The sequence below is a fragment of the Alistipes sp. 56_sp_Nov_56_25 genome, from assembly GCF_001915285.1.
Lineage (GTDB): Bacteria > Bacteroidota > Bacteroidia > Bacteroidales > Rikenellaceae > Alistipes > Alistipes shahii.
Window position 1 is genome coordinate 231,365 of sequence record NZ_MNQF01000001.1, and the last position, 19,262, is coordinate 250,626.

General features: G+C 56.9%; 14 protein-coding genes. 9 read left to right on the forward strand and 5 right to left on the reverse strand.

Annotation, left to right across the window (positions count from 1 at the left end):
• Position 1: 1 nt before the first annotated feature.
• The 3 genes from BHV64_RS00790 to panC form a co-directional block, all read right to left on the reverse strand.
• Positions 2 to 514: a DUF456 domain-containing protein gene (locus tag BHV64_RS00790; protein ID WP_015547860.1), complete on the reverse strand. Its 513-nt coding sequence runs from the start codon at positions 512 to 514 to the stop codon at positions 2 to 4.
• Between the two features lie 182 nt (positions 515 to 696).
• Positions 697 to 1,056, reverse strand: a complete 360-nt coding sequence (panD, locus tag BHV64_RS00795; protein ID WP_015547859.1) for an aspartate 1-decarboxylase — start codon at positions 1,054 to 1,056, stop codon at positions 697 to 699.
• A complete protein-coding gene (panC, locus tag BHV64_RS00800; RefSeq protein ID WP_147620593.1) occupies positions 1,053 to 1,892 on the reverse strand; it encodes a pantoate--beta-alanine ligase in 840 nt (279 codons plus the stop codon). The genes panD and panC overlap by 4 nt, the downstream gene beginning before the upstream one ends.
• 109 nt (positions 1,893 to 2,001) lie before the next feature.
• Here panC and BHV64_RS00805 point away from each other — a divergent pair, with 109 nt between their 5' ends.
• Positions 2,002 to 4,026, forward strand: coding sequence for a dipeptidyl-peptidase 3 family protein (locus BHV64_RS00805; protein WP_441294225.1), 2,025 nt, complete (start codon positions 2,002 to 2,004; stop codon positions 4,024 to 4,026).
• Positions 4,027 to 4,245: 219 nt separating this feature from the next.
• Here the strand turns inward: BHV64_RS00805 and BHV64_RS00810 are convergent, their stop codons facing one another.
• The gene (locus BHV64_RS00810) at positions 4,246 to 4,824 is read right to left on the reverse strand and encodes a hypothetical protein (RefSeq protein WP_240047980.1); all 579 of its coding nucleotides are present in this window, start codon (positions 4,822 to 4,824) and stop codon (positions 4,246 to 4,248) included.
• Positions 4,772 to 5,080 carry a rubredoxin gene (locus tag BHV64_RS13315; RefSeq protein ID WP_371300289.1) on the reverse strand — a complete coding sequence of 103 codons (309 nt, stop codon included), beginning with the start codon at positions 5,078 to 5,080 and terminating at the stop codon, positions 4,772 to 4,774. The genes BHV64_RS00810 and BHV64_RS13315 overlap by 53 nt, the downstream gene beginning before the upstream one ends.
• A gap of 354 nt (positions 5,081 to 5,434) precedes the next feature.
• Here BHV64_RS13315 and BHV64_RS00820 point away from each other — a divergent pair, with 354 nt between their 5' ends.
• The 8 genes from BHV64_RS00820 to BHV64_RS00855 all read left to right on the forward strand — a co-directional run bounded on the left by BHV64_RS00820 (position 5,435) and on the right by BHV64_RS00855 (position 18,740).
• The gene (locus BHV64_RS00820) at positions 5,435 to 6,022 is read left to right on the forward strand and encodes an RNA polymerase sigma-70 factor (RefSeq protein WP_149887089.1); all 588 of its coding nucleotides are present in this window, start codon (positions 5,435 to 5,437) and stop codon (positions 6,020 to 6,022) included.
• A 113-nt stretch (positions 6,023 to 6,135) separates the two neighbouring features.
• Positions 6,136 to 7,089 carry a FecR family protein gene (locus tag BHV64_RS00825; protein WP_022062564.1) on the forward strand — a complete coding sequence of 318 codons (954 nt, stop codon included), beginning with the start codon at positions 6,136 to 6,138 and terminating at the stop codon, positions 7,087 to 7,089.
• Between the two features lie 142 nt (positions 7,090 to 7,231).
• Positions 7,232 to 10,603 (forward strand): SusC/RagA family TonB-linked outer membrane protein, encoded by a 3,372-nt coding sequence (locus tag BHV64_RS00830; protein ID WP_418414518.1) that lies wholly within the window; start codon positions 7,232 to 7,234, stop codon positions 10,601 to 10,603.
• 12 nt (positions 10,604 to 10,615) lie between these two features.
• Positions 10,616 to 12,259, forward strand: a complete 1,644-nt coding sequence (locus BHV64_RS00835) for a SusD/RagB family nutrient-binding outer membrane lipoprotein (RefSeq protein ID WP_138265852.1) — start codon at positions 10,616 to 10,618, stop codon at positions 12,257 to 12,259.
• Positions 12,260 to 12,297: 38 nt separating this feature from the next.
• Entirely contained in the window at positions 12,298 to 13,329 is a 1,032-nt protein-coding gene (locus BHV64_RS00840) for a glycoside hydrolase family 18 (RefSeq protein ID WP_288115476.1), read from the forward strand.
• Positions 13,319 to 14,614 (forward strand): DUF1735 and LamG domain-containing protein, encoded by a 1,296-nt coding sequence (locus tag BHV64_RS00845; protein ID WP_022062561.1) that lies wholly within the window; start codon positions 13,319 to 13,321, stop codon positions 14,612 to 14,614. The genes BHV64_RS00840 and BHV64_RS00845 overlap by 11 nt, the downstream gene beginning before the upstream one ends.
• A 160-nt stretch (positions 14,615 to 14,774) precedes the next feature.
• The gene (locus tag BHV64_RS00850) at positions 14,775 to 16,658 is read left to right on the forward strand and encodes a BACON domain-containing protein (protein ID WP_288115477.1); all 1,884 of its coding nucleotides are present in this window, start codon (positions 14,775 to 14,777) and stop codon (positions 16,656 to 16,658) included.
• 132 nt (positions 16,659 to 16,790) lie between these two features.
• The gene (locus BHV64_RS00855; RefSeq protein WP_015547849.1) at positions 16,791 to 18,740 is read left to right on the forward strand and encodes a LamG-like jellyroll fold domain-containing protein; all 1,950 of its coding nucleotides are present in this window, start codon (positions 16,791 to 16,793) and stop codon (positions 18,738 to 18,740) included.
• Positions 18,741 to 19,262: the final 522 nt, after the last annotated feature.

Below are 19,262 nucleotides of genomic sequence, written 5' to 3' on the forward strand. Positions count from 1 at the left end.
TTTAGAAAGTGGTTGCGAACCAGTCCCGGAGAGCGGGGTAGGTGTCGGCCGCGACATGGATCAGCATGCCTGCCGAGGCGGCCAGCTTGACGCCCGTGCCGACGACGAATGCGAGGAACGACCCGAATCCCACGAGGAAAGCCTTCGGAACGTCGCTCCGGTCGTTGAGCAGTTCGCCCAGCACGGCGCCCGCGAACGGGCCGAGGATGATCCCCACGGGCGGAAAGAGGAAGAACCCGGCGAAGACGCCTGCCGTGGCCCCGATGGCTCCCGAGCGCGATCCGCCGAAGCGCCGCGTCATCCATGCGGGCAGGAAATAGTCGGCGGCGCTCACGGCGACGGTCACGGCGAGCCACAGCCAGATCGCCCCGGAGGTCATCTGGGAGTAGGAGGTGAACCAGGCGCAGAGAAGTCCGGCGTAGCTCAACGCCACGCCCGGCAGGGCCGGTACGATGCAGCCGATGATGCCCAGTATCGAGAGCGCGAAAGCGGCTATGGAGAGGGTTATGTCCATCGAAAAGTGCTTGGCCCTGCGGCGGCGGAACTATCCGGTGAGCCGGGCGGATTCGTCCGGACCGGCCGGGGCGCGCGGCCGCCGCAGGGGTTATCTTCTGCAAAGATAACGGATTAAACGAAAAAACCTCCCTTTTCGGGGAGATTTTGTGTCGGGTCGGCCTGCCGCCGCGCCGGGGCGCGTTATTTCACGAGCCGGTTGGTCGCCGTGTCGGGGAAAACGATCCACGGGCGGAACTGCTTGGCGTCCTCGAAATCCATCAGCGCGTAGGATGCGATGATGATTACGTCGCCCACCTGCACCTTGCGTGCCGCGGCGCCGTTCAAGCACACGCAGCCGCTGTTGCGCTCGCCTTTGATCGTGTAGGTCTCGAAACGCTCTCCGTTGTTGATGTCCATGATCTGGACCTTCTCGCCTTCGATCACATTGGCGGCTTCCATGAGCGCCTCGTCGATGGTGATGCTCCCCACGTAGTTCAGGTCGGCCTGCGTGACCGTTACGCGGTGGATCTTCGATTTGATGACTTCAATCTGGAATTTCATGATCGGATACAGATATTATCAATTAAACGGATCTCCCCGGCCTGTACGGCGATGCAGCCCTGGATACGCTCCGAGTCGCTCCATGCGGCGACCTCCTGCATCGTCAGCGCGTCAACCGACTGGTAGTAGATGACCTTGAGCAGCGGGTTGCGCTCCACTTCTGCCGTGACCCATGCCTTCAGTTCGGCGGGCGTCATTTCGTGCGATTTCTCCACGGCTGCGCGCAGCGTGGCGTAGATGTGTGGCGCTGCGGCGCGGTGCGCCTCGTCGAGCAGCGTGTTGCGCGACGAGAGCGCCAGTCCGTCCTCTCCGCGGACGATGGGGCATTCGACGATCTCCACCGGCAGTTTCAACTGGGCCGTCATCGCCTTGATCACGGCGATCTGCTGGAAATCCTTCTCCCCGAAGTAGGCGCGTGCCGGGCGCACGATGTCGAACAGGCGGCTGACGACCTGCGCCACGCCGTTGAAGTGTCCGGGGCGCGTCGCACCCTCCATCACCTTGTCGATCTGCCCGAAATCGAAAATCCGGGTGTCTTCCTCGGGATATATCTCTTCGACCGAAGGCATCAGCACGAAATCCGCGCCGGCCTCTTCCAGCAGGCGCCGGTCGGCCTCCGGGGTGCGGGGGTAGTGCCGCAGGTCGTTCTTGTCGTTGAATTGCGTGGGGTTCACGAAGACGCTCACGACGACCGTGGCGTTCTCCCTGCGGGCGCGCTCCACGAGCGAGCGGTGGCCCGCATGCAGGGCGCCCATCGTGGGTACGAAGCCGATACCCGACTGTTCCGTCCGGTCCAGTTCGGCGCGAAGTTCCTTGACGCTTGTAAATACTTTCATCTCTTTCTTGAAACGAGTTGCGGGGCAAAGGTAGAAATTCCCGCAGACATAAAGAAGGAAAATCGCAGAAAAAGCATTACTTTTGTAGGAATACTAATTTCGAACGAGCATGAAAAAGCTTTTTACTATTGTATCTATGACACTCATCATTCCCGCACTGACCTCGTGCGGCGGTGGCCCCAAGGGCGATATGCCGTGGATCGTCGACCGTTTCGACGACATCAAGGTCATCCGTTACGAAGTTCCCGGTTTCGACGCCCTGCCGCTCGAAGAGAAGGAGCTGATCTATTACCTCTCCGAGGCTGCCAAATGCGGCCGCGACATTCTTTTCGACCAGAACTGCCCGGTGAACCTCCCCGTGCGCCGCACGCTGGAGACGGTTTACGAGAACTATAAGGGCGACCGCACGACGGCCGAGTGGAAGGCGTTGGAGAAATATCTCAAGAAGGTATGGTTCGCCAACGGCATCCACCACCACTATTCGAACGACAAGTTCGTGCCCGAATTCACCGAAGGCTACCTGCTCGACGCGATCGAGACCATCCCCGAGGAGAAGTTCGGCTCCCTGAACTCCCTGCGCGGCGAGGTCTGCCGGGCGATCTTCGATCCGGCGCTCTATCCGACGAAGCTCAACCAGAAGGCCGGCGACGACCTGCTGCTCACCTCGTCGAGCAACTACTACCACAACGTGAGCCAGGCCGAGGCCGAGGCGTTCTACGCCGACATGGCCGCCGCCGATGCGGGCAATCCCGAGCCGGTCTCCTACGGCCTGAACTCGCAGCTGACGAAGGATGACGCGGGACGCATCTGCGAGCGTGTCTGGAAGCTGGGCGGCATGTATTCGCCGGCCATCGAGCGGATCGTCTACTGGCTCGAAAAGGCGCAGGCCGTGGCCAAAGAGCCGCAGAAGACCAACATCGCGGCGCTCGTCAGCTACTACAAGACGGGCGATCTGAAAGAGTTCGACCGCTACAACATCGGCTGGGTGAAGGACACCGTTTCGAACGTCGATTTCGTCAACGGCTTCATCGAGGACTACGGCGATCCGCTGGGCCGCAAGGCTTCGTGGGAGGCCAACGTCAACTTCATGGACACCGAGGCCTGCCACCGCACGGAGGTGATCTCCGACAACGCCCAGTGGTTCGAGGATCATTCGCCCGTGGCCGAGGCCTACCGCAAGCCGGTCGTGAGGGGCGTTTCGGCCAAGGTCATCACCGTGGCGATGCTCGGCGGCGACTGCTATCCCGCGACGCCCATCGGCATCAACCTGCCCAATGCCGACTGGATTCGCAAGGAGTACGGCTCGAAGTCGGTCACCATCGACAACATCACCTATGCCTACGACATGGCTGCTCACGGCAACGGTTTCAACGAGGAGTTCGTGCTCCGCGCCGAGGACCGCGAGCGGATGGAGCGGTACGGCAAGCTGGCCGACGACCTGCACACCGACCTGCATGAGTGCCTGGGGCACGGCTCGGGCCAGCTGGCTCCGGGTGTCAAGGGCGGCGAGCTGAAGAGCTACGGCTCGACGCTCGAAGAGACCCGCGCCGACCTGTTCGGGCTTTACTACCTGGGTGATCCGAAGCTGGTCGAACTGGGGCTGATTCCCTCGCTCGACGTCGCCAAGGCGGGTTATGCCAAGTATATCCTCAACGGCATGATGACCCAGCTGGCGCGCATCGAGCCGGGCAAGAACGTCGAGGAGTCGCATATGCGCAACCGCAAGCTGATCTGCGAGTGGTGCTACGAGCGCGGCAAGGCCGACAAGGTGATCGAGCTGGTGAAGGAGAACGGCAAGACCTACGCCGTGGTCAACGACTTCGGCAAACTGCGCGACCTGTTCGGCCAGATGCTCCGCGAGGTGCAGCGCATCAAGTCCGAGGGCGACTACGAAGCCGGCAAGGCGCTGGTCGAGCAGTATGCCGTCACGGTCGATCCCGAGCTGCACAAGGAGGTCTGCGACCGCTACTATGCGCTCGACATCGAGCCTTACGGCGGTTTCGTCAATCCCGAATACGAACTGGTGGAGAAGGACGGCAGGATCGTCGACGTGAAGATCTCCTACCCGGCCGACTACGTGGGACAGATGCTCGGCTACGCGAAGGATTATTCGTTCCTGCCCAACATCAATTAGTTTTCGATGATTGCGGCGCACCTGCCGCACATCCCTCGAATCCCCGAATGGGACGTCCGCCGAGGACTACCCATCCGGGGATTCTTCACGATGCACGACATCTGCACCGCACTGACCGAAGACGTTTCGATTCTCACGGGCTCTTTACCTGCTCCGCGATAAGCGAAAACGGTGCAGAATCGCTCTGCACCGTACTGTTCGGAACCGTGTGGTTCCGGCTTACTCTTTCGCCGCGGCTCCGCCGTCGATGGCGAACGTCGAGACGATCACCATCTTCTCGTCCACGTTGTTGGGGTTCGAGACGATGATGCCGTATTCGCCTGCGGGGCGTTCGTCGAAGGTCAGACGGTAGGAGCTTTCGCCGTATTTCTCGGCCGAAAACCGCAGGTAGTCCATCGTGTTGGAGTTCACCGAGAACGACCCGACGGCCGAGATCACCGCCGACCGGTTTTTCTTGGTGCTCTTCATGCGGAAGACGCGCACGATGGACATGGGGTCGGCCTTATTGTCCTTGGCGCGGACGATGAGCGCGATCGGTTGCGCTGCGTCGAACCGCACGCTGGCCGAACCGCCTTCCACGAGTACTTTTGTTTTGGATTTGCTGGCTGCGAATCCGGCGATGTAGACGCCGGCGCCCGTTCGCATCCGCACGTTGTGTTTTTCGAGCTTCTTGGACGAGCCGTCGGGGAATACGCCGACGACCTCTCCCTCGAATTCGGGTTCGAGGGTCTGTGCCTTTACTGCATCACACCCCCACATCATGGCCGTTGCAGCCATCAGGAATAGGATTTTTTTCATCATTGTATTGATTTGATTCTTGACCGCGCACCGTGCGCGACGGACAAAAATAGCAAAAATCGGCGAAGGTTATATACCCCCCCCGATTTTTTTGAAACGGCTCTCCGAAATGCCGCGGGGCGCTCCTTTTCGGGGCTGCGCCTCGCTTTCCGGGCTGCTCCTCGACCTCTTCGGAATTGCTCTTGCCGACGCCGCAAACCGGGCATGTCCGGTCGTCGGGAATCTCCTCGGACGGCGTTCCGGGCGCGGCGGAAATCCGGCCGACGTCCTATACCGATAATATATATAGGCGAAATCATCCGTCCGCTCTTTTCGCAAAGCGGTTCCGGGGCCGTTTTTGTTGTCGTCCGGGCCGTTTCGGCCACTCCGTATCGGAAAACTATTTCACCGCAAACAGCTCAATTATCACTTTTATTGCTATCTTTGTCGATGATAGGAACCACCGACGGTTTCCTGTCCGACAAAAGCATCCGGAAATTGAATGATTTGGTAAATACAACATTATCAATGACTCCCAATCCGATTTTTATCGGGGGGGGGAAATTTTTGATGGGCGAATCCTGAATCGGGTTCGCCGGTATTTTCGTGTACCGGACAGACGGGACTTCAAATGGCAGACGTCAAGACAGGCAGCATCTCCTCCACGGAATTCGGGAAGTTATTTTTCGAATTCAAGCCCCGTTTTATCGCCCTGGCATACCGCTATGTCCGCGATCGGGAGACCGCCGAAGACCTGGTGTCGGACAGTTTTATGACCTTTTGGGAAATGCATGAAACCCTGCCGGCGGACATCAATGTGCCGGCTTATATCCTCACTTCGGTCAAAAACCGCTGCCTGAACCACCTCAACGCCCAAATCCGCCACCGCAAGGCCGAACAGGACATGCATTCGACGCTGACGCGCCGGCTTCAGGCCGACGTGCGCTCGCTGTCGGCCTGCGATCCCGACCTGCTCTTCTCCGAAGAGATTCGCGCCATCCTGAAACAGGCAGTCCGCAAGATGCCGAAAATGACCCGCAGCGTATTCCTGTTAAGCCGGATCAGAAATATGACATACAGCGAGATCGCCGCCGAACTGGGAATTTCCGTCAGCCATGTCAATTTCGAAATCCGCCGGGCGCTCAACCTGATGCGCTCCGAACTGAAGGATTACCTCCCGGCCGTGCTGATCACCCTGATACTCTCGTCCCGATGGTGAAATAGCGCCCCGCAGGGCTGTCAGGAGTCCGTTCCGATCTTTTTTCAAAAAAACTTGCATTTTTTACTACTTACCCCCTCCGTGTGTTTGTTATTACTATATAACACGAACACATGGACGATCTTTTATTGCAGAAATACTTGAGAAACGAGACCTCGGAGGAGGAACTCGTCGAGGTGCTCGACTGGCTGGACGCGTCAACGGAAAACCAGCGGTATCTCGATCGGCTCGATTATATTTCCAACCTCAATATCCTGGCCGGAGAGGCGCAGCCCCGTATCCGCAGACATACCGTTTCGCTCTGGAAGAGAACGGCTCAATGGAGTGCCGCGGCTGCGGCCGTGCTGCTCGCATGCGCCGGGTTGGGCCACTATATGGCCGACCGGATTCTCGAACGCCGTACCCAGGACATGATGGCCATTACCGCGCCCAACGGGCAGAGCATGTCCGTCACCTTGAGCGACGGGACGACCGTATGGCTCAATTCGGGCGCCAAGTTGGAATACCCCTCGATCTTTTCCAGAAAGACACGCCGGGTCAAGATTTCGGGCGAGGCCATGTTCGAGGTGGAACACGACGCCAGCCGTCCGTTCATCGTGGAAACATTCGCCTGCGATGCCGAGGTGCTGGGTACGAAATTCAACATCCTGGCCGATGCCCGGACCGCCGATTTCTCGGCGGCGCTGCTCGAAGGACGGCTGAAAATCTCGAACCGCCTCGTCGGCGGCGAATCCTTCATTCTCTCGCCCAACGATCAGATCGACCTGGTCGACGGACATCTCAAACTCAACCGGATAACCGATCCGGACGACTTCCGCTGGGTCGACGGGCTGATGAACCTGAACACGCTGTCGTTCACGGAGGTGATCCGCAAATTCGAGAACTATTACGGAGTCCGGATCACGATCGACAATCCCGAGGATATGCCCGAACTCAAGTACCACGGCAAAATCCGCGTGTCGGACGGTGTGGACCATGCGCTGAAGCTGCTCCAGATCACCAATAACTTCTCCTATACGCGCGACGACGAGACGAATACGATCCACATAAAAATAACTAAAATCTAAACCGACTCTATGGAATAAACCGCCTCTGCCTCAAGACACTTTTATGCTGCACCGCCGACGCGTCCGGACACGGTCGTGTCCGCCGGCGGGAGATAAACAGTGATTCGGATTGCTAACCTATTGATCTTAAATCAGCAAACTTATGAAAAATTTAAGTATTAGGCAGATAAAATGCCTGATTACTCTAATTCTCGCCGTGTTCCTGTGCGGTGCGCCCGCCGTGGCCCAAACGCAGAAAATCGCGGTGAAGCTCGACATGACGAAGGTTCCGATGAAGACCGTCATGAACGAAATCGAAAAGCAGACCAAGTATCTTTTCCTTTATACGGACGAAATCGACACGAAACGCATCGTCTCGATCAAGGCCGATTCGAAGCCTCTCAACGAGGTGCTGCCGCTGCTGTTCAAGGACACGGACATCACCTATGAGATCACGGTTCCCAACATCGTGCTGTCGAAGCGCGTCGCCGCAGCGAGGCCGACGGCCATCTCGGGCGTGGTGAAGGATTCCGGCGGCCTGGGCATTATCGGAGCCACCGTTCTGATCAAGGGCACGACCGTCGGAACGACCACCGGCATCGACGGAGACTTCGCCCTGACGGTCCCCGCCTCGGTCGACAACCCCGAACTGTCGGTCAGCTTCATCGGCTACGAAACCCGTGTCGTGCCCATCGGCTCGCGCACCACTTTCGACATCACGCTGTCCAATTCGTCCATCGAGGTCGAGCAGGTCGTCGTTACGGCCCTGGGTATCAAACGTGCCGAGAAAGCCCTGTCGTACAACGTGCAGCAGGTGAATTCCGATGCCATCACGGCCAACAAGGACGCCAACTTCATCAACTCGCTCAACGGTAAGGTGGCCGGTGTGAACATCAACGCCTCGTCGGCGGGCGTCGGCGGCGCTTCGAAGGTCATCATGCGCGGTATGAAGTCCATTTCGCAGACCTCCAATGCGCTTTACGTGATCGACGGCGTGCCGATGTTCACCAAAGCCCAGGAGGGCAGCACCGAATTCGGTTCGCAGGGCACGACCGACCCGATCGCCGACATCAACCCCGAGGACATCGAGTCGATCTCCGTACTGACGGGCGCTGCTGCGGCCGCACTGTACGGTTCGGACGCGGCCAACGGCGCCATCGTCGTGACAACGAAAAAGGGACAGGCGGGGCAGCTCTCCGTCACTGCGACGGCCGGTGTTGAGATCATGACTCCGTTCGTTCTTCCCGAGTTCCAGAACCGGTACGGTACGGGCAACCTTACTACGCCGATCAACGTGGCCAGTTACAGCTGGGGTAAGCGGCTCAACCGCGCCAACCGATACGGCTACGATCCCCGCGAAGACTATTTCCGTACCGGCGTAGCCAATTCCGAGAGCGTTTCGCTTTCGACCGGAACGGAGAAGAACCAGACCTATTTTTCAGCCGCGGCCATCAATTCCAACGGCATCGTGCCCAACAACAGCTATGACCGTTACAACTTCACGTTCCGCAACACCTCCTCTTTTCTGAACGACAAGATGAGACTGGACGTAGGAGCCAGCTACATATTGCAGGAAGACTGCAACATGATCAATCAGGGAATCTACAACAACCCTCTGACGGGAGCCTACCTCTTCCCGCGCGGCGATGACTGGGCGGATATCGAAATGTATGAGCGCTACGATCCCATAGACAAGATTTCGAAACAGTACTGGCCGATGGGTGACGGCTCCATCACCATGCAGAACCCCTACTGGGCGAACTACCGCAACCTGCGCGAGAACCGTAAGGATCGTTACATGCTCAACGCGGCGCTGTCGTACGACATCCTCGACTGGCTGAATGTTTCAGGCCGCATCCGCATCGACAACTCGCACAACACCTACACCGAAAAGATGTATGCTTCCTCGAACGTGCAGCTCACCGAGCAGTCCGCCAACGGCCTTTACGGCGTCACCAAGACGATGGACCGCCAGGTTTATGGTGATGCTTTGCTCAATATCAATAAAACGTTCGGTGACGACTGGTCGTTGCAGGCCAACATCGGTGCTTCGTTCTCGGATATGAAGAACGACGCCCTGAAGATCCGCGGCCCCATTGCCGACGGTACGTCGGGCGAGAAGCAGGGGCTGGCCAACGTCTTCAACATTCAGAACTTGAGTAATTCGACCAAGACCGTCCGTAAGCAGGAAGGCTGGCGTGAGCAGACGCAGTCGATCTTCGCTTCGGCCGAGGTGGGATACAAGGGCACCTACTACCTGACCCTTACGGGCCGCAACGACTGGCCTTCGCAACTGGCGGGTCCGCATTCGAACGCCAAGTCGTTCTTCTATCCTTCGGTCGGACTTTCGGTCGTGTTGTCGCAGCTCATTCCCAACATGCCTGAAAATCTCTCCTATATCAAGTTGCGCGGTTCGTTCGCCTCGGTGGGCGTTGCCTTCGAGCGTTACATCGCCAACCCGCTCTATTCGTGGAACGAAAGCGGCCTGTCGTGGAACACGCAGACGCAGTATCCCGCCTATCACCTCAAGCCCGAGCGCACCAAGTCGTTCGAGGTGGGTCTGACGATGCGTTTCCTCAAGCATTTCAACCTCGATTTCACCTACTACAATTCGCATACGTCGAACCAGACCTTCGACCCGCAGATCTCGGGCGGTACGGGTTTCTCCAAGATCATCATCCAGTCGGGTAACGTCCGTAACCAGGGTATCGAGCTGGCATTGGGTTATCGGAACACCTGGCGCGACTTCACGTGGGATACCAACTACACCCTGTCGACCAATCAGAATAAGATCATCTCGCTGGCCAACAACGTCATCAACTACGCTACGGGCGAGCGCTTCTCGATCGACCGGCTCAACATGGGCGGTCTGGGCGACGCACAGTTCCTACTGCAGGAGGGCGGTACGTTGGGCGACCTCTACTCCCGCCGCGATTTGCGCTACGACGAGAACAATGCCATTTACATCGACGAGAACGGAAATGTAGCTACGGAGACGATCCAGGATGTGAATAAGTATGTCAAGCTGGGCAGCGTACTGCCCGATGTCAACATGTCGTGGCGCAACGACTTCCGCTGGAAGAACCTGAACTTCGGCTTCATGATTTCGGCCCGTCTGGGCGGCATCGTCTACTCGCGTACGCAGGCCATGCTCGATCAATACGGCGTGTCAGAGGTTACGGCCGCGGCGCGCGATGCCGGAGGCGTGACGCTCAACGGCGGCGACGTGGTGGATGCCTACACTTGGTATTCGGCCATCGCAGGCGGCAATTCCATCCCGCAGTTCTACACCTACTCGGCCACGAACGTGCGGTTGCAGGAGGCTTCGATTGGCTACACGATTCCCCGCAAGCTGCTGCGTAACGTCTGCGAGATTACGGTTTCTATCGTGGGCCGCAATCTGTGGATGCTCTACAACAAGGCTCCGTTCGATCCAGAAAGCATCGCTACGACGGGCAACTACTATCAAGGTATTGATTACTTCATGATGCCGTCATTGCGCAACGTAGGATTCAATCTCCGTCTCAAATTCTAAAACAGCGACACGATGAAAGACAAATTGATAAAAGCGGCGCTCTCCTTCGCAGTTGTGTGCGTTCTGGGCGCATGCACCAAGAATTACCTCGACATCAACAGCAATCCCTACGAGGTGGACAAGGAGCAGATGGAGGCCAAGGACTACGCCATCGCCTCGGGACTCTCTGCCATGTTCGGGACCGTCGTCTCGACGGATGTCAATACGGCGCAGTTCACTGACTGTCTGCTGGGCAGTACGCAGGGCGGTTATTACGCTGATGCGAACAATGGCTGGACGAACACCATTTCCAAATACAACCCGACCGACAACTGGACGAACGTGTTCATGTACAGCGACAAAGTCATCCCGCAACTGTACAGTAACATGTCGAACGTGGAGGGGATTTCGGAGGATCCGCTCGTTTTGGCCATCCTCAAGATCGTGAAGGTCTGCGTCCTGAACCGTGTGACGGACACTTATGGCCCGATTCCTTATTCCGAGATCGGAAGCACCGGTAAGATCCAGGTGGCTTACGACGACCAGCCCAAGGTCTATTCGCAGATGTTCGATGAATTGGACGAGGCAATCGCCCTGTTGGACGAGAACATCGACAGGAGCATCACGAGCACGACCGACCAAGTCTTCGACGGCACAGCCGTGAAATGGTGCCGTTTTGCCAACTCGATGAAGCTGCGGCTGGCCATGCGGGTGGTATACACCGATTTCGTAAGCTCGAAGGGCCTCTCTCCGCAGCAGTTGGGCGAACAGGCCGTGGCGCACTCTGTCGGTGTCATGCAGTCGAACGCAGACAATGCGCAGCTTTCGTCCCTGGCCTTCGGCAAGGACGGCAATCCGCTCTATACGGCATGCATGTACAACTCCCCAGCTGGGTCGGTGACGGGCGGCGATTCGCATGCTGCAGCCGACATCATCTGCTACATGAACGGTTATGAGGATCCGCGCCGCGAGAAATATTTCAGCAAGGCACAGTTCTCCGGGGACAACGCCCTTGAGTATGTGGGCATGCGTCGTGGTATCGCCATTCCAGCGCTCAGCACTGTGGGGCTGCTCTATTCAGGCGTCAACTTCGTAGATGGCATGGCTACTCCGTTGCAGTGGATGAATGCCGCCGAGGTGGCCTTCCTGAAGGCGGAAGCCGTCGGCGTGTTCGGCTGGAACATGGGTGGCAGCGCTAAGACCTTCTACGAGCAGGGCGTCCGCCTCTCGTTCGAACAGTGGGGTGTTGCGGGCGTCGACGAATACCTTGTCGGCACCACTCTTCCGGAATCCTACACCGACCCCAACGGCGGTGCGACCTCCTATTCTACACAGCTCTCCCAGCTGGGGGTGGCTTGGAACGACGGCGCCTCGAAGGAGGAGATGCAGGAGCGCATCATCATCCAGAAGTGGATCGCCAACTTCCATCTTGGCAACGAGGCGTGGGCTGATTTCCGCCGTACAGGCTTTCCGCACCTGATTCCGGCCATGGAGTCTGCCGTGGGCAATAACTCGCAGGGCATCCGGAACCTTACGCTCGGCGCTCGCCGCATGTCCTATCCTGCGGACGAGGCGACCAACAACCCGGAGAACTACGCCAAGGCTGTGGAGATGCTTGGTGGCTCCGATAACATGGCAACCCGCATGTGGTGGGACTGCAATCCGGCCGTCAAATAACCGTACACACCGTTTAACCCATTAAAACGAAATTCGACATGAAACGCATATTCATTCCGTTCTTCGCCGCGGCGGCCCTGCTGGCCTCGTGCAGCGACTGGACGGAAGCCGAACACAAAGATTTTCTGCCGCCGATGAATCAGAATGATCCGGCTTTTCTGACATCGCTCCGGGATTTCAAGGTCGGCGAACACCTGGTGACGATGATGATCGTCCGGGGAACTTCGACCGCTCCGAACCGGCAGAACCAGCATCCGATGTCCATGCCCGACAGTGTGGATTACCTGCTCATGACCGACGTCGACGACCTGCATCCGGCGCTGTCGGACGAGATCGCCGAAGTACGTTCGAAGAAGGGTACCCGCACGCTCAACGTCGTGGACTATACGACAATCCGCAGTACCTGGGACGCCATGAAGGAGGCATCTTTCGGTACAGAGCACGAGGACGACTATACGGAGGAGAAGTTCGCCGAGTACTGCAAGGCCGAGACTGAAAAGCAGCTTGCGGCCTGCTCCCGATACGGATTCGACGGCATCGTCGTCTCCTATCTGGGCGGTTACGACAGCAGCGCCGCAGCTCCGTTCGTCCTGGCGGCGGACACGTGGCGCCGCGACAATCCCAACAAGCTACTCTTCTTCCGCGGATACCCCGCCTTCATCACGAGCATCGAGAACCAGACGATTCTTGCGGAGTGTGACTACGTCATCATCCTGACTGAGGGTGCCTCGTCGTCGGTGGCTATCTCCCGTATGGTGCGCGACCAACTCGAAGAGGGTGTTCCGAGCAACCGGGTCGTGCTGGAAGCCTCCGTGCCGTCGATCGCCGACGGTGGCGACGACGCTCAGGTGGGCGCTTCGCTCCAGGTGGCCGCGCAGTGGGTGATGGATCCGAAAACCTCCCAGACTGTACAGTGCGATAAGCTGGGGCTCTGCGCATCGAACGCACAGGAAGACTATTTCAATACGCCAACATACAAGAGAATCCGCGAGGCGCTCGGCATCCTGAACCCCGAGCCCGAAGAGGAGCCCGAAAACAATCCCGAAAATAAAAACGACGATGAAAAATAAATTAGGATTCGCATTGTGTCTGCTCCTGGTAGCCGTATTCATGGGCTGCAAGGAGGATGAGGAGGGCAAACACCACTTCAGCAATCAGGTGTTCATCTCCGCCACGTCGTTCACCGACGACGTGTTTATCAAACGGGACAACCTCGACGTGACCCGGGAAGAGAGCTGCGACGTTACCGTCGCCATGGCCCAGCCCCGGGAGCGCGACATCACGGTCACGTTCGCCGAGGCTCCCGGTCTGTTGGAGCACTACCGGATGTTCTACGACGATCCAACGGCCGAACTGCTCCCTGCCAACGGCGGCTATTACGATTTCGCGGATAATTCGACTGTCATCACGGCCGGGATGGTGGAGAGTGCGCCGCTCACCTTCGCCTTTACGAATTTGGACAATCTGCCCATCGAGGAGAAGCAGCGTTATGTGCTGCCCGTACGCATCGTGTCGGCCGACGGCATGAATATCCTCGAAAGCGCCCGGACGGTCTACTTCGTCTTCTCGAAGGCCGCGCTCATCAACGTCGTGGCCGAGATGGAGAACAACTGCGCCTGGCCCGAGTGGACGGCTGATACCGAGGCGGTGAAGGACATGGAGACCTTCACGCTCGAAGCGCTCGTCTACGCCAACTCGTTCGACCGCAAGATCTCGACAATTATGGGCATCGAGGATACGTTCCTCATCCGTTTGGGCGACGACGGCCGTCCGACTAACCAGTTGCAGGTGGCCTTCGCCAAGAAGGTTTCGGAGGAGGAGACCTCGCCTGCACGCGGGAAGATTCCGGCCGAGGCCGACAGCCGTTATGACCTCAAGCTGTTCGTTTGGCATCATATCGCCGTCACATTCGATCGTGGCACTATCTGCGTCTATATCGACGGCAAGCTGAAGGATACGGTCAAGGCTTCAGTATCTGGTACCGACGGGCATGCCGTGATCATCGACAAGATCAACTTCGCCATTCCGCACTCCGACGAGACGGACGGCAAGGAGCGCTGCTTTTGGATCGGCCACTCGTACCGCCTCCAGTCGGACGGCGACTTGTTCTACGAGCGTCGTTTCGACGGCATGATGGGCGAAGTGCGCCTCTGGAACAAGGCCCTGACGGCCGAGGAGATCGCTTCCGAGAACCATTTCTACAAAATCGATCCCGCATCAGACGGACTGGTGGCTTATTGGAAGTTCGACGACAATACGAAAGGTAAGACCGTCAAGGATTATACCGGCAACGGCTTCGATCTGAAGACCGAGCGCGAAGTGAATTGGCAGAGCGTCGCGCTTCCCGAAGAGTGAGAGATTTATTACCTGAAGAATCGTAATTCCTTAACTTTAATTTAACCTTTTTAATTAACCTAATCAACCAAACATGAAAAGAAAGTCATTTCTGATGCTTTTAACGGGTATGTTCGCCATTTCATCGGGGGCTCTCGTCGGTTGCAACGATGACGATGATGTGAACAAAAAGAATTCCCTGTCGGTAACACCTGCGTCTGCTATTGAGTTCAAGGCCGGCGACAATCAGGACGTTGTGCTGACCGTCAAGACCGACGCCAAGTCGTGGGCATTCGAGAAGAACGGTGAGTGGATCGTCGCCAAGCAGGACGGCGACAAACTAACTGTGAATGCCCAGGCTAATACCACGGAGTCCGTACGTCCGGGCCGCATCACGATTACGGCCGGTAACGCCGAACCCGTCAACATCAACGTAAACCAAAAGGGGCTTGAAGTAGGTGAAATCGTACTGAGCATTTCGCCGTCGGATCCCATTGGGTTCGAGGCTACTGGCAACAAGGCCGTTGAACTGACCGTTACGACTAATGCACCCGACTGGACGTTCTCCTACCCCGAGGAGTGGATGACGGCCGAGAAGCAGGGCGACAAGCTGACGGTCAACGCCAAGGACAATACGGGAGATGCCCGTGTGGGGCAGATCGTCGTGACGTCCAGCGAGGGTGAGAAGACTGCGAAGATCGCCGTGTCGCAGAAGGCCGGCAGCGAGAATCCCACCCCGGGCGAGGAGATCGCCGGTTCGCTCTCGACGGCCGATGATCTGAACATCCAGTTCGCTCACGATGCCGTGGAGCCCGTCAAGAAAACCCTGACCTTCACGCTGGAGAAGACCGCTATGGTTGAGACCAAGGTGAAGCTCGTCTTCGACGAACGCCATGTCGAAGAGTACAACTTCGACCACGCTACCGAGTATGTCGTATTCCCCGAGAAACTCTGCACCATTGCGAACGACGGCGTGATGACTATCCCCGCCGGTGAAACCTCTGCGCAGATCGAGGTAACGCTCACGCCGAGTGCTTCCGATCTGGAGTATGTAACCACCTACATGGTTCCCCTTCAGGCCGTAGCCCAAACGGAGGGTATCGTCGTTAAAGATGAGGCTGAATACGTTGACTTCCTAGTTTCGCGCATTGGTTCGAAGAAGATCCGTAACATCTGTTATTTCGAGGTGAACGACTGCAACCCGCTCAACGCCATTGAGTACATTTTGGAGGACGGTCAGCCGTTTTTCGATGCTGTCGTGCTATTCGCTGGCAACATCAACTGGGATGCTTCGAAGCAGAAGGTCTACATGAATGCCAACCCCAACGTGCAGGCGTTACTCGACAACTCGGAGGAACTGCTCCAGCCGCTGCGTAAGAAAGGTATCAAGGTGTTGCTCGACATCTTGGGCAACCACGACCAGGCCGGCATCGCTGGTTTGAGCGACTGGGGTTGTGAGCAGTTCGGTAAGGAGCTGGCTCAAATCTGTCTCGACTATAAACTCGATGGTATCGGTTTCGATGACGAGTATTCGCTCTACTACGGATCCGGAAAATGGTTCGCAGGCCCCAGCTCCCAGCAGGCCGCCCGTCTCTGCTACGAGACCAAAAAGGCGATGAAGGAATTGTGCCCCTGGGAGACTTGGGTACACCTCTATTACTTGGGCTATATCCAGTCCTCTCTGCCTTCGGTATTCATCGACGGTGTGGAGCATAAGCCGTCTGAATTCATTGACAACGTCTGCGCCGACTACGGCGGTTCGGCAAGACCGGTAAACGGTATGGGACTGAGCGGATGTGCCGGCAACTCTATCCAACTCAACTATGGCTACTCCATCTCGTCGTCTGGAGCCAAGGCACTGATGAATCAGGGTTACGGCTGGATCATGTGGTTCGCATTCGATCCTTCCGGAACCGGAACGGTCAGCAACAACCGTTCGCATTCGCTCCGGCAGTTCCGCAACGTGGCAGAGGGCTGCTACGAGCAGAGCGTACGCGATCCCAAAAATGTCTACAACAAGATCAGCGAGGGCCAATACGATCCCGCACCGCACCCGATCAACTAATTTGAAAACGAACGACTCGGTCGTGCGTTCCGGCTTCGGCCGGGATGCCGCCGATCGTTCGGTCGGAACCGGGCGAAGCCGTTTTCCGGTTCGCTGGTAATGAACAAATCCTTAAAACCTGAACGACAAGATATGAAAATTTCGAAAATATTTCTTTTTACCGCTGCTGCGCTCGCACTCTGCGGAGCCTGCGATGACAGCGACGACAAAGTGGATCCTTCGACTACCGAAGACAAGATTTCCGTTTCGCCGATGGAAGGCGTTGTGGGGAGTAAGGGCGGCGATGTCTCGGCCATGGTTACCAGCTCGGGCGCGTGGACGCTCGAAGGCGCCGAGAACGCTTATGTGCTCCCTTCGGCCGTTAAGGGCAAGGATGGCGACATCGTGGCCTTCACCGTGAAGGCCAACGACAAGGAGGAAGACCAGGTCTTCACCTATACGTTCACATGCGGCAAGAAGACCGCGTCTTTCAAGATTACGCTCAAGAAAAAGGCCTCCGAGACCGAGGAGCAGCTCGAACTCTTCTATGCCGATGGGGCGAACATCCTGTCCTGCGAAGGCGGCAAGGTGACGGTGCTGGTTACCAGCTCGGGCGCGTGGACGCTCGAAGGAGAGTCCGATTTCGTGACGCCGTCGGCTACGAGTGGAGAAGACGGTGCCGAGATAGTCTTCGAGGTGGATCCCAATGAGACCGAGGAGGAGCGGAGCGCCAACTACGTCTTCAAGATGGGCAGTAAGGAGGTCGAATTCCAGATCGTCGAGAAAGGCGAAACTGGCGAGACCATCGAAATCACGTCGAAGTCGGAAATGCGCCTGGCTTATACGGCTGTGGAGCGTTTGGCCGTGGAGTTGACGACGAATGTCAACTATCGCAACCTGACGGCCGAAATCGTATCGGAGACCGAGGGGTGGCTGACCTATACGATTGCCCGCCCCACCGAGGGCGGCGCCGAGACCGACGTGACGGCCTATTTCTCCATGGCCCAGAACGACGGTGAGACTCCGCGTGAGGCTACCGTGACGATCAAGGGTGTGAAGAACGGCACAGCCGTGCTGAAGGTAACTCAGCTTCCCAAGTCGAAGATCGAGCCCGAGAAGTTGGCCTATTTCCTAGATGTGGAGGCTCAGACACTCGATATTCCGGTAACGGCCAATGTCGAGTTCGATGTGACGGTAAGCGAGGGGGCGACGGGCTGGTTTACCTATAATAATGCCGACGATAGCGGCCTGCACTTCACAGTGGAGGCTCTGGTTAACGGATCTGCTCGCAGCTGCGATGTCGTGCTCACCGAGAAGAACGCTCCCGACAACTCCGAGGCGCTGACGGTCAACATCAATATTACGCAGAAGCCCAAGGGTCTGATCGAGTGTGTGGCCGACATGCGCCGCTCGCGCTGCTATTTCCCGTTTTTGAAGAATGGCGGAGCGCTCAACAGCTTGAAGAACGGCACCATGGAGGCGCTGGTCAATATTCAGGAGACGCGCGTATCCGGATCTTTGTCGACCATCATGGGTGTCGAGGGTAAATTCCTCCTCCGCCTGGGCGACGTCAATGTGCCTTGGAACCAAATTCAGCTGGCCATGCAAGGCGGAAACCGTACGGATACCAAGTTGAAACTCTCCGAACTGGATCGCTGGTACCATGTCGCCGTGACGTGGGACGATACTTTCGCTTATTTCTACATTGACGGAGAACTTTTGTATCGAACCGGTATCTCCAATTACTCCGGTTTTAACCTAGGTGTGGCATACGGCGGTTCCGAGAGCGACTACAACCGTGCTTTCTGGATCGGTTATGCCTACAACGCCGACCGTTTCTTCCCCGGTTATATGGCCGAGGTGCGCGTATGGAACCGCACGCTGACCAAGGAGGAGATCAATGCCGAAAACCACTTCTACTCCGTTCCGGTGGATTCGGAAGGTCTGGTAGGCTACTGGAAACTCAACGACGGAGCAGGTCAGATTATCAAGGATCATTCTCCTTCGGGCAACAGCATGCTGGGTGAAATCAACGTCCACTCTTCGGGTGGTCAGCAGATCGGTGACCCGGGTATGAACTGGGTGGAGATGAGTCTGCCCTAATTTCGAGCGGATAAAATAAGCGTTGCCTGTCCGTCGGGAACGACGGTTCGTGTGTGGCAGCTGAATCCCATTCTGCTATGGGATTGAAAGAGCGTAACGACTCGATTTATCGAGTCGTTACATTCTTTATACAGTAGAGAAGACAACAGTCTATTTTCAGCCTATTGCGTTCAAATACCGCATTTCAAATAACCTATCACAAGATACAAAAAATTTCGAACAGGTTTCTTTGTTAAAATACAAGATTGTATTTCGCGATTGTCGCACTATATCAGAATAAGTAATAACCTATTGTGATTTAGTATAAAACATATAAAAAAGTTGTTCATATCGGATGAAATCCGTATATTTATAATGTTTTAAGCATTCTTTTAGTTGTGTATTATGCAATCTCTTAGTCATCTTAAACATTCTCCTTTGGAATGGGTTCCGAGTTTGTACTTTGCGATGGGGCTTCCGTTTGTGGTTCTGAACATGGTTTCTGCGGTTCTGTACAAGGACCTGGGGATCTCGGATGCTCAG

Excerpts from the sequence above, each read along its gene's own strand:
- BHV64_RS00790 (WP_015547860.1), bottom strand. The coding sequence starts at position 514 with ATGGACATAACCCTCTCCATAGCCGCTTTCGCGCTCTCGATACTGGGC.
- panD (WP_015547859.1), bottom strand. The coding sequence starts at position 1,056 with ATGAAATTCCAGATTGAAGTCATCAAATCGAAGATCCACCGCGTAACG.
- panC (WP_147620593.1), bottom strand. The coding sequence starts at position 1,892 with ATGAAAGTATTTACAAGCGTCAAGGAACTTCGCGCCGAACTGGACCGG.
- BHV64_RS00805 (WP_441294225.1), top strand. The coding sequence starts at position 2,002 with ATGAAAAAGCTTTTTACTATTGTATCTATGACACTCATCATTCCCGCA.
- BHV64_RS00810 (WP_240047980.1), bottom strand. The coding sequence starts at position 4,824 with ATGAAAAAAATCCTATTCCTGATGGCTGCAACGGCCATGATGTGGGGG.
- BHV64_RS00820 (WP_149887089.1), top strand. The coding sequence starts at position 5,435 with ATGGCAGACGTCAAGACAGGCAGCATCTCCTCCACGGAATTCGGGAAG.
- BHV64_RS00825 (WP_022062564.1), top strand. The coding sequence starts at position 6,136 with ATGGACGATCTTTTATTGCAGAAATACTTGAGAAACGAGACCTCGGAG.
- BHV64_RS00830 (WP_418414518.1), top strand. The coding sequence starts at position 7,232 with ATGAAAAATTTAAGTATTAGGCAGATAAAATGCCTGATTACTCTAATT.
- BHV64_RS00835 (WP_138265852.1), top strand. The coding sequence starts at position 10,616 with ATGAAAGACAAATTGATAAAAGCGGCGCTCTCCTTCGCAGTTGTGTGC.
- BHV64_RS00840 (WP_288115476.1), top strand. The coding sequence starts at position 12,298 with ATGAAACGCATATTCATTCCGTTCTTCGCCGCGGCGGCCCTGCTGGCC.
- BHV64_RS00845 (WP_022062561.1), top strand. The coding sequence starts at position 13,319 with ATGAAAAATAAATTAGGATTCGCATTGTGTCTGCTCCTGGTAGCCGTA.
- BHV64_RS00855 (WP_015547849.1), top strand. The coding sequence starts at position 16,791 with ATGAAAATTTCGAAAATATTTCTTTTTACCGCTGCTGCGCTCGCACTC.